This is a genomic window from Amycolatopsis sp. NPDC005961 (assembly GCF_040629235.1).
Classification (GTDB): domain Bacteria; phylum Actinomycetota; class Actinomycetes; order Mycobacteriales; family Pseudonocardiaceae; genus Amycolatopsis; species Amycolatopsis camponoti.
This window is the reverse complement of record NZ_JBEXVF010000013.1, coordinates 179,891-191,963: the sequence shown is the minus strand read 5'-3', so window position 1 is coordinate 191,963 and position 12,073 is coordinate 179,891. Positions and strand designations below refer to the sequence as shown.

The following is a 12,073-nucleotide window of genomic DNA, read 5'->3' as shown; positions in this document are numbered from 1 at the left end:
GCTCGAACTCGGCTGGCTGAGTGACGGCTGGGAGACTCCCGAAGAGTCAGCGGGGCGTCCACCTCGCCGGTACTACCTCGTGACCGACGACGGAGTTCGCGAACTTGGCGCACTACTGGGTCGGGCTCAGTTCGATCCGCGGTTCCGCGGCGTCGACTTCAACCTCGGGACGGCGTGATGGGCGAGGTCTTAGGCGATATCGCCACCTACGGCCTGGGTGCCGTCGTCGGCGCAGCCGTCTTGTGCGGCCTGTGTCCACGATTGATTCTGCGCCTAATCCTGCTTGTCTATCCTCGTGACGATGAACGACGACCGGAGCTGATTGGCGAACTTGAACGCGTGCCGTACCGCGAACGTCTGATCTGGGTCGCGGACCAGACGGTTACCGCCGTCTTCGACGGTATAGCTGCGCGCTTCCGCTCACGCAAGCGACACAAATCTAATAATGATTGGACTGCGACTAGCGCGTACACTGCGCTACTTAGCGACATGAACAAGCTCAAATCCGCAGCAAGTCCAGGGGTCGTTATCACCGTCAACCTGGGCGGCGATTTGGAACCTGATAAAGTGGTTTACTACCTCGAACAATCAGGAATAAATGTTGATCGCATCCGACGTCTCAACAAAGACGAAGCTACGTATCGCGTCCGCTCAGTCGGGCCCAGCAAGTGGTAACAACCTCACACGCTCGCCGGGTCAACGGAGACGTAGCCACGTGGGTAGTACGGGTCAAGCCGCGCGCACGGCAGCCCTTGCACGCACGCGCAGTCCTCGGCGGCCAGGCCGCGCAACCTGTTCGACCGCGCGGTATTGCACGATCGATGCGCCAAGCGAGCTAGACCGCGGTCGAGCGGTGGACCACCATGGTCAAGTTGGATCAGGTGGTCCACCGTCTTCGACAGTCGGTGTCGCTGGTCTAGTTGCTGGTCGACTGGTTCGCCGCACAGCCAGCACAGCCGCTCTTCCCGGTACACCCGCAACTGCAGCTGACGCCACCGGTATCCCGACCGCCCTAGCCGACTGTCAGGGCGTCGCTGAGAACTGGCGCTCATCGAGCTCACCCAGCATGTAGAGCGCCTGGCATCGCCCGCACAGCGGGCGGTAGTGGCTCAGGTTGTAGCTGTAGGGACCGTTGGGACTGGGCCGCTGGTCGGGCGCCTTGCCGTCGTAGCACCACCACCGCGCCGGCAGACCGCAAGCACGGCAGGGGTAGTCGGTCGCCGGACCGCGCTCCGCCCGGATACGTTCATGGACGCTGCCATACCCGGCGTCATCGCCGGCCCACTGAGGATGCTCGGCACCACTGCAGACGTTCGGCCAGACGATCGTGGGGTCGCCGTGCGAGCGCACCCGCTGATAGTGCATGTTGCAGAGCCCGTGACCGCCGCCGATGGCATCGCGGCCGCACTCGTCGAAGAGGCGGCAGGGCTGGACCTTGCGGTCCCAGATCTCCGCCGGCCCGGTCTTGCCGGTGCGCCGCACGCGGAAGTAATGGGCCGAGCAGAGCTCGGCCGTCCTCGAGCGAGGCTCACGGCCGCAGCCGTCGACGCTGCAGCGGCGCTGTCCCTGCCCGCTCATTCGCCCTCGACAGGCTTCGCGGCATCAGGCTGGCGCTTCGGGCCGAAGCGGTGGGCTACCCAGCCGACTGCGCCGATCAGGCCGACCGCGATGGTCACCGCGACTTCAGCCGGAACCGGGATGCCGAACAGGCCGAGCAGCCAGACGACCACGATGGTCACGCCGCCGGCCGCCGTGGAGCTCTTGGCCGGCGTGCCGCCGGGCAGCGAGGGAAGGCTAGGCATCGCTGCTCTCCCTGCCTCGCAGGTACTCGGCGTACAGGTTGGTGACGTCCTCTTCGGACAAGGCGACGCCGAGCAGCGCTGCGTCCCGCGCAGCCTCATGAACCGTCGCGATCCACTCCGGGTCAGTGCTCGATCCGATCACGCCGCCCCCGGACAGTCGGCGAAGATCCTGTCGGCCAGCTTCTCCGGGTCGTCGGCGTGCGCGCAGCAGATGACTTCGTTGCACGTCGGGCACTGGGGGCCGTAGCAGTCCTCGCCCCATTCGGCCGCGAAGGTGTCGACTTCGCCTTCGTCGTCGAGCAGCCAGTTGTGCGCCGCCATCAGTCCTCGCTCTCGAGCAGGGTCAGCGCCTTTCGGAGCTGCCTGCGCCAGTCGGTGAGCTCGATGAACTCCGCGACGTCCTCGGTTTCCAAAGCCATGTCGATGCCGTCTTCGGCGGCGTGGATAGCCACGCGGATCGACTCGGCATCAATGGGCACATCTCGCGGCGGCCCCGTCGCCTCGGGGGCGCTCACAAGCCTCGCCAGTTCAGCGTCACGTGGCCGACCAGCCAGACGAAGAAGCCGGCGAAGACCGCGCCACACGCCCATCGACGCCGCCTCTGCTCGCCGGGACGGGTGCCAAGGACGCCGCGCAGCCAGTGGGACAAGGTGTCGTCGCCCTTGCCGGGCTGACGCCGGCCGCGGATGAGCGCCGGAACCTCGAGGGCGAGGAAGCTGCCGACGACGGCGAGCACCCAGGCTGTCCAGACTCGATCCGACCTCATGCGCGCCCCCGCAAGCGTGACTGACCGCCGGGTCGCCCAGTGTTGGAGTGATGGGCGACCCGGCGGCCAAGCTCTCTTTGGTTTCGTCCGCGAGCGCGGCCCTTGACTGCCTCGAATTGAGTCGATCAGTGGCGCAGAATCGGCGCGCGGGTACGGACGAGTTATTGAGAGGCGAGGAATCCCGGGCGCGTCCCTCAACAGTCCGGGATTCCTCGCCTGAAGGGGAGCCCGCTGGACGACGAGGCCGCGGCTCACCCTGACCTGGAAGAAGGCGTGACAGGTCGAAGCTCTTCAAGTCTCTCATTACTCTTTACCCAGTGTCAATAGCTGAGCGAGAATTTCTAGATTTTCTGCTGACCATGACTGCTTGCAGTTGCGACACTCCGCACCGTTCACCGTGTCGGCAACCAGTGCGGGCATTCGGACTTTCTCCCCGAGCTCATCATCACGGACTATTGAATCCGCATCGCACATCGGACAGATGGCACCGTGAAGCGGGACTTTCTTCACCGGCGCGAACAGGCGCTCAATGGACGCCTCGAGCTTCTGCAGCATCCGCAGTCCGCGGGTCAGAACCGCGATGTCCTCGATGCCGGCCAGGGTCGCCGGGATCGCCTCGATTGACTGTTTGAGCGTGAAGCCAGGTGCCCGGAAGTCGTCGAACGCTTCGGCGTACAAGTCGACGGCCGCGACGCAGATCGGCAGGCCAGGGCCGCCGCTACGCCGGCCGCCGCCACGCTCGAGGCCGGTGGCGACCGCCTCGGTTAACTGGTCGATGAGCGACACGTTCACGCCCTTCACCCAGCTGCCATCGTCGCGGGGAAGCGTGACCGTCACCGGCTCGACCAGATCCGCCACCGCCTTGCGCACACGGTCGCGAAGATCGTCTAGAAGAAGCATGAGGGTACCTCGATTACATAAATGTGAATTCGACGCGGAAGATGTGTTGCTGTTCCGTCCGGCGTGCAAGTTCGCGGCGGCTTCGCTTGTCACATATCTGCAAGATGTCGTCATGCCGAAATCGGACTGGCGGACCTGGCGGCAGCCAGGGGCCGCTAGGCCGTGCTTTTATTAGAAGTCTCCGTCAATCTGAAGCGCAAAGATGACGGTCAATGAGGCTTACCTAACCTCTAAACCAGGCCGGAACGATGGGAACCCAGATCGCTGACTTCGAGCCGCCGCGGCCGCCATAGCCGTAGTCGATCCGTCGGAAGAAGCCAAGCCGCACGACTTGATCCATCGCCCGCCGGGCAGTTGAAACGCCGACGCCGGCATCCTCGGCAATGAGCGTCAAGGCGAACTCGAGTGGCTTGCCGAAGTCGTGGTTCGGCGCCCGGCCCATCGCGTCACTGAGTGCCAGCGCGCATATCGGCCCATTCGGGACACCCTTCAGGTCTTTCGAGTGCCAGATGGCCCGCCGGTGCCTGTACTCGTCGCTGCACGCCCTGTAGCTGACGGCGGGGGTGACAGTCCGGCCTCGCCTCGCGGACGCCTCGATGGTCGCGGCGGGCGGCGTGACCACCTCGGGCAGCTCCGGACCGCCCGAGGTGGACGGAGACGCCTCGCCAGCCCGGACGATCCAGCCGTCGACGCGCTCGGCCCGTCCGTCGTCGAGGACAAGCGCCAGCGCTTCCCGGTACTCGAGGTCTACCGGGTCGTCATCGCGGCGCGGCAGCGCCCGCGTGAGCACGACGTCGCAGAGCAGTTCTGGCCGCATCAGTACCCCCGCGGGTGCGACGGCGCCTGATGGCTGACCAGGATGGCGGACGGGGCGTTGGGTGCGTCGTACAAGTCGTATAGGCCGACCACGCCTTCCTCTCCGTCCTTTTGCTTCACGACTGTCACGACGATCGGTTCGCCGGGAGCCTCGCGCGTCACTGAGATCATCGTGTCCGCCGCTGCCTTGAGGGCCGTGCTGCCGCGGTACTGGCCACCCTTCCCCGCGTGGTGCACGGCGAGCAGCGTGCAGGGCTCGTAGCCGCTCCGGATGCGGTCCAGGGCCGCGACGGCGACGCCTTGGTCCTGTGCCGAGTTCTCGTCGGCCCCGACGTTCGAGCGGGCCAAGGTGTCCACGATGACCAGGTCGATTTCGTGCATCTCGACGAACCTCCGCAGCTGTTCGACGGCCGCCGTGTCAACCAGTTGTGGCGACGCCTGTACCAGACGCAAGGCTCCGGGTTCCAAGGTCTCGTTCATCGCGCTCAGCCAGGATTGGATGCGCAGGCGCAGGCCCTTCTGCCCCTCGCCCGCGATGTAGAGCACCCGACCCTTCCTATTAGCCTGCCTGTTCAGGGCCATCCGTCCCGTCGCCACCGCCAGGCCGATCGCGGTAGCGACGAAGGATTTTCCCGCGCCGGACTCACCCACCAGGAACGTCGTCGCCGACTCGGGCAACAAGTCGGCGACCAAGTAAGGCAGCTCCTCGATGACGTCGAGGTCCGCGGCGTCGATCATGACGCTCTCCAGATCGAACCGGCCTTCGAGTTGCTTCGCGAGCATCCGGCGCTTCGCGCGTTCCTTGGCCTCGAGCCTCCGCAGCTCCTCTTCGGCGCGTCGCTCGATATCGCGTTCGCGCGCCTCTCCTGGCGACAGCTGCTGCTCGGCCGCGGACGCCTCCCCCGTCGCCGGCTGCTCCGCGGACTGCGTGGACGGCGCGACGAACTCGCTGAAGTCCTTGTAGCCGGGCAGGGGGTCCCGCGACAGCGGCCGGTCGGCTCCGTAGCCCTGTTGCTTCAAGGCGGACGCCGCCGCCGAGAAGTCCCCGCCGTGGTTCAAGATGGCGTAGACGCGCCACTTCGACAGCCCCGTGTTGTCGGGCAGCTCGGACGACGTAGTCCAGCAGGTCATGAAGTCGCCGAGATCTCCGCCGGTTACCGCGGAGACACCGCGACGCTTTCCCGGTCGACGCCAGAGCGTCCGATTCTGAAGGTGCACGACTGCAACCCAGCCGTGAGGTTCCAAGATCTCGGCCCACGACGCGCGGGCAGAGAAGTCGTCGCCCGGCTTGAGATCGTCCCCGACTGACGCAGGCGGCCGCGGCCGCTGTGGAATAGGCTCTGGTGCCGGAATCTGGTCGTACGCGCGCAGTACGCCGAATAGAAGCTCTCGCTCATCCGCCGTGATGATCGCCGGGTGGATGCCGTCGCGGTTTGCCGACACGTTGATCCAGGGCCGTCCGGTCTCGTGCACCGTCCCGCCGGATGGAGCGACGACCACGAAACCACCAGTTCCGCGGCTCTCGATGAGCACCCGCCTCGCCCGCACGCCCGTCCTTGCGAGCCGGGCGACCTCGTCCGATGTCAGCTCTTCGTCTGCGGCGAAGCGCTGAGCAAGCTTTGTATTGCCGGGGACTTCCATGCCCTCGATGCGGTAGATGAAGTGGACGCCGCCGCCAGGGCTGGCTTCCAAATATCCGGCAGTCAAGCGGTTCCAGATACTGCCGAGCTCTTCGTGGTTCGACAACTCGGCGGCAACGCCGATTGCCCTGCCTTCCGCCTCGAGCATTTCCAGGCCGCCGCTGACAGCGCCGGTGATCACGCCGAGCCCGTAGTTCGCGCCATCCCGAAACCACTCGCGAAGCTGCGCTTCGTCGGCCCGCTCCGTCTGGAATGCCTTCCAGTCGACCGCCGGTGCCTTCGAGCCGTCCGCGCGTACCGGGACCAGCGAGGCGCCTGCAGCGTGCCACGCCAGCGCGGCTCGCAGAATGTCGTTCAACTCTGTCGTCTCCTCGGTGGTCACGCAAGCCCTGCCCAAGCCATCGCCCGCTCCGCCTGCTCGACGGTCATGCCGTCGTCGTGGAGCTTCGCCGTTAGGGCCGACTGGAAGGCTTTCCGGCCGCGGCGCCCCGTCTCGGCTGGGATGGTCTCCGCGAGCTCCCGGCAGCGGAGGTCGCGCCAGCGCGCGGCGGCGTTGGAATCGTCGGTCACGTCAGGCTTGAGCCCGTCGGTCCAGTCAGGCTCCGGCATGGCGGCCAGTTGGTCGCGCGTCAAGAGCTGATCGGCGAACCGGCTGCCCGGATCGTTGTCCGCGATCGTGCCGCCGGGCATCAGGGGTCGCCCGCCGGTGAGCGCGTTGCGCATCTGGCAGGGGCGGCAGCCTTCGACGGTCGTGGGCGTGTCGACGCCAGCTCGCGGGGGCGCGATGCGCCCGGTTGGTCGTGGCAGGCACATGGCGGGCACGCTCAGCTGTAGGATGATCTTGTTCCCGAACTGGGCGACGACGATCAGCCAGCCCTGTTCGATCAGCGCGGTTCGACTCTTGATCAGGTCCGACTTCGATCGGTGCAGTATCCTTGCCAGCTCGCTGGCAGCGACGGATACCTGTGGCGACAGCGGCTTGACTCGCCGAGAGAGTGCCAGTCCGAGGATCTTCTGCCCCGGCGTGACGCTGTGGCACGCGGAGAGCGCGTCTTCCCAGGTGTTCCGCCAGTGCGCGGCTGCAGCATGGCCTGCTGTCGTCGGAGGGAACTCGATTAGCTTCGTCGACGTTCGGCCCGGCCAGTTCTTTTGGTCCGTGGCTGCGTCGATGAAGTCCAGTGCACCCGTTTTGCCGGTGTTCGCAGTAGACATGAAGAAGCCTTCTACTTGAGGGATTCGCGTGTGGCTCCGCCGGACGCTTTCGTGTGGCGGTGCCGTCCACTTAAGTAGACGGCCAGCCGAAAGCAATAGCAATGCCGAGTTTCAAAAGTACATATAACTCAGTCGGCTTTACACGGTCGGATAATGATCAGAGCAGGCAAATCACAAATCAGTGGTGACGACAATTACCCGCGTTTCATTTCTATCATTAGCGATCGGAGGGGCGCCGAGGCAGCGCAAAGCGACCGCCCCGACCCTGACGGCCGGGGCGGTCGCGTGCTTCTCGGGGGTTTCAGTTCAGTCCGTACCGCGCCTGCCAGCGGCAGTGACGCGCGTATCCCTCCGCCGCGTCGCCGTCGCCGATCAGCGGGGCGATCACGCGCAGCCAGCCCACCCATGCGAACAGGTCGAGTCGATCGCCGGGGTACAAGTTGCCAGCGGCCACGGTGACGATCGCTTCCAGCTCGCCCGGGGCCGCCCCCCGGAGCGCGGCCGCGTGCAGTCGGTCCCAGACGTCGAGAACCGCGATCAGTCGAGCCAGGTCCGGCACCCAGACGTCCGCGTCGTCGGCCCGTCGGTATGCCCGACGCGCAACGAGGTCCCACAGGCCGGAGCCGCCCGTCTCCAGGACCTCCCGAGCCAGGGTCGCGAAGGCTTGCCAGTCGCCGAGGGTCACCCAGAAGCGGTCGGCGAAGGTGTCCATCTTGGCCGCGAAGTCGATCACCTCGGCGGACGGCTTCACGTGGCGAACACCGGTCTCGTCGGCGGGCTTGAACACCTGTTCGATCAGGGCGTCTGCGGCCGCTTCAATTTCGGCGGCGTCCATGCCGCTCCAGTCCGGGTGAACGGTGGTGGTCGGCGCGGCAATGCCAGCCCGGTCGAGCAACTTCTGCAGGGTCCGTGCATCCTTGTTCATGACGGTCGGAGCTCCGTTCCGATCTGAGGCCTCCGGCCGGTGTGGTAGCACCGCCGGGGGCCGCCTTGCTTATTGAGGAGATGTGGGCAACTAGCTCGCGTCAGGCAGCCTTGCGTGTCGAGGGTGCTTCCCCCCTGATCCAGGCGTCGAGATCGCGGGGGTATATGCGCCAGACGCAGCCGGCGCGGCGCTGGTATCCCTGACACTCCCTACGTCGTAGCGCAGCGAGCATGGTCTTCGAGTGGCAGCCAGCATAGGAGGCCGCTTCTGCCACGCTCATCGGTCGTTCGTTGTCTGTCACCATGGTTGGCCTCTCGGATACCACCGACTCCCCGTCGCGGTCATACGAGGTAAACAGGCGGACCCAGCTTGAGGCAATAGTTTCTACACATCTGTATCCAACAACTGGGTAACATTCACCCATTCGGCCCAATCGAGCTGACTACTCTCCGGTACCTACCCAGAGAGTCCTAGACATACCCATCCGCTCTGTGTCACGGTAGCGGCCGTGACCGAGCATGTTGATGACGTCAATGCTGAAGGTGTCTACGACAGCGGGCCGGATCCGAACGAGGTTGAGTTCGGTCAAGCCATCCAGCGACAACGGGTTCGCCTCAGGCTGAGCGCGGTTCAAGCGGCGAAGAAGGCCGGCCTGGCTTACAAGACTTATCTGCGCGTCGAGGCAGGGATGCCGGTGCGGGGCACGACCTGGTCGAAGCTCGACAGGCTGTTCGACCTGCCGGATGGAACGATGTTCGATGCCCACGCCAGGCTTGACGACCTTGAAAGCCTGCTCGGACAAGCGCAGTTCCACGCGTCCCCTCTGAGCATGAAGGGGGCGAACACGCTCGGCGACACCATTCGAGATCAGCGGAAGCAACTCTCCGATCGAGAACTGATGATCTCTCTGATTACCCGCCTGTCACCCTTCACCCAAGATAGCCGCATCAACGATGCGGTCGGGATTCTTGTTAAACTGGCGTTCTCCGGATCCGCCAACGATTGGGTGATTTTCGATGAGCAGGGAAATGTAAACGTCGACAAGTCTCCGCGCTTCGCCGGCGTGGAAATTGATTCGGAGGCAGGCGATGCCAAGCACGGAAAAACTTCCAAGCGGTAGATACCGTGGTCTTTTTGTCGATGCGGACGGAAAGAAACAACGTGTACCCGGCACGTTTCCCCGCAAATCCGACGCCAAGGAAGCAGCGGTAGACGCCGAGGCAAAAGCGAAGCGCCGGGCCGCTACCTCGGACGGCACGCTTTCGGCTGGCACACTGTTCCGTGATTGGTGGGAGCAGTTGCGCGAAGACCGCACATTCCAGTCCGACACTCCCGAAAAGGAGGCCAGCCTCTACCGGTTGTACCTCGAGCCGAAATGGGGCGGTCAGAGCCTGAACGGAATTAAGCGGCTCGAGGTAAAGCAATGGGTCGCCACAGACTTGAAGGTGCGACCAGGCATGGGGCCGGCGTACGTGCGCAAGATCTTCGGGCTGTTCCGGCTGATCATGAATGCCGCAGTCGATCACGAAATCCTCGACGCGAGCCCATGCGTGCGGATCAAGCTTCCGGAGGTCCCGAAGAGGGCGAAGCCCTTTGTCACGGCCGCCGAGGTCGGCGAGATGCGCGGCAAGTACTCGAAGCGCGGCAGCGTCTACGCGGACATGATGACCTTCGGCTTGGAAGTCGGCATGCGCCCCGGCGAACTAGCCGGCTTGCATGTCACCCGGGTCGATCGGAAGCGCCGGAAGATTCACGTGGTCGACGTGTACGTCGAGCGCGCCAAGCGAATCCGCCCCATCCCGAAGGACAACGAGTTCCGGACAGTGCCTATGACGGACCTGGCCTGCGAAATCTACGACCGGCGGACCGCGGACCGCGACCTGAAGGCGGGCTGCGGATGCGAGCACTACGACGGAAAGTCGTGCTCGAGCGTGTTGCTGTTCGTCAACATCGATGGTCGGCCCGCAACCCAGAGCGGACTGCGAAGGCACATGCAGCGCGCCGGCGCCAAGGTCGATATCGACGTGACGGGCGGCTACGAGTTGCGCCGCGGCTACGCCACGCGAGCTGTCGAAGGCGGCGCCGATGTGCTCCTGGTTCAGCGGAAGATGGGCCACGCTGATCTTGAGGAGCTGGCCGCGTACGTCCAGGAGACCGAGGCCTCAGACGCCCAACTGCTCGCCGCTCTCGGTGAGCCGAGGCAACTGAAGGCCGTGGGACCGCGTGGGACGAAACGTGGGACGAAGTCGCGCAACCAGGCACTACCAAAAGCTACCGGAGGTGACGCGACAAAGACCAGCTGACCTGCGAAAACAGTCACCAAGATTCCTCTTGGTTACCAGATGCGTCCAAACGCGTTTCCCCAGGTCGGGCATGGGACGTCACCGCAGGAAGGTGACGCCGTCCCGGGGACGCTCGTCCACGGTCAGCGCGAAGACGTCCGGCCGTGCGTAGTGACCCGAGACGTCGAGGCTCTTCCTCGCCGTCACGATCTCCCCCAGGCCGATCGATGCCGTGATCAGGCCTTCGGCGTCGCGCAGCGGGCCCGCCAGCACGTCTCCCAGCGGGCCGACGATCACGCTCCCGCCGCGGAAGGGATCCGCACCGGACGACTCGTACGGGCAGGCCGAGATCACGAAACACCGGCCCTCGTCGGCGATGTGGCGCATCGACGCCTGCCAGACGTCGCGGTCGTCCGCCGTCGGGGCGCACCAGATCTCCACGCCCTTCGCGTACATCGCCGCGCGCAGCAGCGGCATGTGGTTCTCCCAGCAGATCGCCGCGCCCGCCAGGCCCGCCGCCGTCGGCACCGCCGGGAGCGTCGAGCCGTCGCCGCGGCCCCAGAAGAGCCGTTCGCGTTCGGTCGGGACCAGCTTCCGGTGCTTCGCGACGAGCCCGAGCGAGGGGTCGAGGAACACCGCCGTGCTGTACAGCGTCGAGCCGTCCCGCTCGATGACGCCGACGACGAGCGACGCCCCGGTCCGCGCCGCCAGACCGGCCAGCGCTCTCGTCTCGGGCCCCGGGACCGCCACCGCCGCGCGGAAGTACTCCGGGAACGGCACCCGGCCCGGGTACCCGCCGAGCACGGCTTCGGGCAGCACGACCAGGGAGGCGCCGCGGATTTCGGCTTCGAACTCCAGGATCCGCTCCACGCCGGTGCCGGCGCCGATCTGGAGCGCCGCGACGACCGTCACGAGCGGGCGGGGTCGCGCTTCGGCGGCCACGGCACCACCGGGGACGTCCGGCGCTGGTAGTCCGCGTACTCCGGGTACCGCGACCGGGTGATGCTCTCGGTGAACTTCGTCGAGCCGACGAACAGCAGCGTGAGGAGCACCGCGCCGGCGACCGTCCACTGCAGACCGCCCGCGACGACGCCGAACGCCGCGACCGCCCACCACTGCGCCTGCTCGAAGAAGAAGTTCGGGTGCCGCGACCAGCGGAACAGCCCCTCCTGCAGGAACCGCGTCGAAGCGCGGCCCGCGTGCTTCTCCCGGTGGAACACCCACTGCTGCTGGTCCGCGACGGTCTCGCCGACGAGGAACGCGGCGAAGACCACCGCGACGACGACGTCCGCCACGCCGAACGAGCCCCGGTGCTCCAAGGACGTGTACGCGGGCAACGTGATCAGCAGCAGGATCGCGTTCTGGTAGAGCGAGATGAAGAAGAAGTTGAACACCTGGAACTGCCACGGCGCCATCCGCTCGCGCAGCACCGCCCACCGGTAGTCCTCGCCGCCGCGGGCGTAACCACCCTTCCGGGCGAAGTTGAACGTCAGCCGGATCCCCCACAGGGTGACCAGCGCGAACATCACGTCGAGCCGGGCGTCGGCGAACCCGGCCGCGCCGGCGAAGATCGCCACGTAGACGACCGGGACGATCGACCAGATCCGGTCGACCCAGGAATACTCCCTGGTCAGCACCGACATGACCCAGGTGCCGAGCGTCACTCCGGCGAAGACGTACAGGCAGACCCGCAGCGCGTCCATCCGCTCACAATAGGACCTAGGATCGCG

Annotated in this window: 16 protein-coding genes; 3 read left to right on the top strand and 13 right to left on the bottom strand. The window is 65.8% G+C overall.

Going from position 1 to position 12,073, the window contains the following annotated elements; translation table 11 throughout:
• Positions 1 to 174: 174 nt before the first annotated feature.
• Positions 175 to 675 carry a hypothetical protein gene (locus tag ABZ342_RS15305; RefSeq protein WP_360473159.1) on the top strand — a complete coding sequence of 167 codons (501 nt, stop codon included), beginning with the start codon at positions 175 to 177 and terminating at the stop codon, positions 673 to 675.
• Between the two features lie 348 nt (positions 676 to 1,023).
• On the opposite strand, the gene ABZ342_RS15300 is transcribed toward ABZ342_RS15305, so the two are convergent.
• The 11 genes from ABZ342_RS15300 to ABZ342_RS15250 form a co-directional block, all read right to left on the bottom strand.
• Positions 1,024 to 1,578 carry a hypothetical protein gene (locus ABZ342_RS15300; protein WP_360473157.1) on the bottom strand — a complete coding sequence of 185 codons (555 nt, stop codon included), beginning with the start codon at positions 1,576 to 1,578 and terminating at the stop codon, positions 1,024 to 1,026.
• Entirely contained in the window at positions 1,575 to 1,802 is a 228-nt protein-coding gene (locus tag ABZ342_RS15295; protein ID WP_360473155.1) for a hypothetical protein, read from the bottom strand. Before ABZ342_RS15295 ends, ABZ342_RS15300 begins: the two co-directional genes overlap by 4 nt.
• A 138-nt stretch (positions 1,803 to 1,940) precedes the next feature.
• Complete coding sequence (locus ABZ342_RS15290) at positions 1,941 to 2,123, bottom strand: hypothetical protein (RefSeq protein ID WP_360473153.1); 183 nt, start codon at positions 2,121 to 2,123, stop codon at positions 1,941 to 1,943.
• Positions 2,123 to 2,254 carry a hypothetical protein gene (locus ABZ342_RS15285; protein WP_360473151.1) on the bottom strand — a complete coding sequence of 44 codons (132 nt, stop codon included), beginning with the start codon at positions 2,252 to 2,254 and terminating at the stop codon, positions 2,123 to 2,125. Before ABZ342_RS15285 ends, ABZ342_RS15290 begins: the two co-directional genes overlap by 1 nt.
• Before the next feature lie 59 nt (positions 2,255 to 2,313).
• Entirely contained in the window at positions 2,314 to 2,568 is a 255-nt protein-coding gene (locus ABZ342_RS15280) for a hypothetical protein (RefSeq protein WP_360473149.1), read from the bottom strand.
• Between the two features lie 303 nt (positions 2,569 to 2,871).
• On the bottom strand, positions 2,872 to 3,468 hold the full coding sequence (locus ABZ342_RS15275; protein ID WP_360473147.1) for a hypothetical protein: 597 nt from the start codon (positions 3,466 to 3,468) through the stop codon (positions 2,872 to 2,874).
• Between the two features lie 223 nt (positions 3,469 to 3,691).
• Positions 3,692 to 4,285 (bottom strand): hypothetical protein, encoded by a 594-nt coding sequence (locus tag ABZ342_RS15270; RefSeq protein WP_360473145.1) that lies wholly within the window; start codon positions 4,283 to 4,285, stop codon positions 3,692 to 3,694.
• Positions 4,285 to 6,306, bottom strand: a complete 2,022-nt coding sequence (locus ABZ342_RS15265; RefSeq protein WP_360473143.1) for an AAA family ATPase — start codon at positions 6,304 to 6,306, stop codon at positions 4,285 to 4,287. The genes ABZ342_RS15270 and ABZ342_RS15265 overlap by 1 nt, the downstream gene beginning before the upstream one ends.
• The gene (locus ABZ342_RS15260) at positions 6,303 to 7,136 is read right to left on the bottom strand and encodes a hypothetical protein (RefSeq protein ID WP_360473141.1); all 834 of its coding nucleotides are present in this window, start codon (positions 7,134 to 7,136) and stop codon (positions 6,303 to 6,305) included. The genes ABZ342_RS15265 and ABZ342_RS15260 overlap by 4 nt, the downstream gene beginning before the upstream one ends.
• A gap of 301 nt (positions 7,137 to 7,437) precedes the next feature.
• Positions 7,438 to 8,061, bottom strand: coding sequence for a hypothetical protein (locus ABZ342_RS15255; RefSeq protein ID WP_360473139.1), 624 nt, complete (start codon positions 8,059 to 8,061; stop codon positions 7,438 to 7,440).
• 100 nt (positions 8,062 to 8,161) lie between these two features.
• Entirely contained in the window at positions 8,162 to 8,341 is a 180-nt protein-coding gene (locus tag ABZ342_RS15250) for a helix-turn-helix domain-containing protein (protein ID WP_360473170.1), read from the bottom strand.
• 228 nt (positions 8,342 to 8,569) lie between these two features.
• Between ABZ342_RS15250 and ABZ342_RS15245 the strand changes: the two genes are divergently transcribed.
• A complete protein-coding gene (locus tag ABZ342_RS15245; RefSeq protein WP_360473137.1) occupies positions 8,570 to 9,181 on the top strand; it encodes a helix-turn-helix transcriptional regulator in 612 nt (203 codons plus the stop codon).
• Entirely contained in the window at positions 9,150 to 10,364 is a 1,215-nt protein-coding gene (locus ABZ342_RS15240; RefSeq protein ID WP_360473135.1) for a tyrosine-type recombinase/integrase, read from the top strand. The genes ABZ342_RS15245 and ABZ342_RS15240 overlap by 32 nt, the downstream gene beginning before the upstream one ends.
• Before the next feature lie 78 nt (positions 10,365 to 10,442).
• Here the strand turns inward: ABZ342_RS15240 and ABZ342_RS15235 are convergent, their stop codons facing one another.
• Together ABZ342_RS15235 and ABZ342_RS15230 are read right to left on the bottom strand one after the other, a co-directional pair.
• Positions 10,443 to 11,285 carry a carbon-nitrogen hydrolase family protein gene (locus tag ABZ342_RS15235; RefSeq protein ID WP_360473133.1) on the bottom strand — a complete coding sequence of 281 codons (843 nt, stop codon included), beginning with the start codon at positions 11,283 to 11,285 and terminating at the stop codon, positions 10,443 to 10,445.
• The gene (locus tag ABZ342_RS15230) at positions 11,252 to 12,046 is read right to left on the bottom strand and encodes a DUF1295 domain-containing protein (RefSeq protein ID WP_360473131.1); all 795 of its coding nucleotides are present in this window, start codon (positions 12,044 to 12,046) and stop codon (positions 11,252 to 11,254) included. The genes ABZ342_RS15235 and ABZ342_RS15230 overlap by 34 nt, the downstream gene beginning before the upstream one ends.
• Positions 12,047 to 12,073 lie beyond the last annotated feature (27 nt).

Bases quoted from the DNA above. Each gene is read 5' to 3' on its own strand.
- ABZ342_RS15275 (WP_360473147.1), bottom strand. From the start codon at position 3,468: ATGCTTCTTCTAGACGATCTTCGCGACCGTGTGCGCAAGGCGGTGGCG.
- ABZ342_RS15280 (WP_360473149.1), bottom strand. From the start codon at position 2,568: ATGAGGTCGGATCGAGTCTGGACAGCCTGGGTGCTCGCCGTCGTCGGC.
- ABZ342_RS15290 (WP_360473153.1), bottom strand. From the start codon at position 2,123: ATGGCGGCGCACAACTGGCTGCTCGACGACGAAGGCGAAGTCGACACC.
- ABZ342_RS15270 (WP_360473145.1), bottom strand. From the start codon at position 4,285: ATGCGGCCAGAACTGCTCTGCGACGTCGTGCTCACGCGGGCGCTGCCG.
- ABZ342_RS15255 (WP_360473139.1), bottom strand. From the start codon at position 8,061: ATGAACAAGGATGCACGGACCCTGCAGAAGTTGCTCGACCGGGCTGGC.
- ABZ342_RS15240 (WP_360473135.1), top strand. From the start codon at position 9,150: ATGCCAAGCACGGAAAAACTTCCAAGCGGTAGATACCGTGGTCTTTTT.
- ABZ342_RS15250 (WP_360473170.1), bottom strand. From the start codon at position 8,341: ATGAGCGTGGCAGAAGCGGCCTCCTATGCTGGCTGCCACTCGAAGACC.
- ABZ342_RS15230 (WP_360473131.1), bottom strand. From the start codon at position 12,046: ATGGACGCGCTGCGGGTCTGCCTGTACGTCTTCGCCGGAGTGACGCTC.
- ABZ342_RS15295 (WP_360473155.1), bottom strand. From the start codon at position 1,802: ATGCCTAGCCTTCCCTCGCTGCCCGGCGGCACGCCGGCCAAGAGCTCC.
- ABZ342_RS15300 (WP_360473157.1), bottom strand. From the start codon at position 1,578: ATGAGCGGGCAGGGACAGCGCCGCTGCAGCGTCGACGGCTGCGGCCGT.
- ABZ342_RS15260 (WP_360473141.1), bottom strand. From the start codon at position 7,136: ATGTCTACTGCGAACACCGGCAAAACGGGTGCACTGGACTTCATCGAC.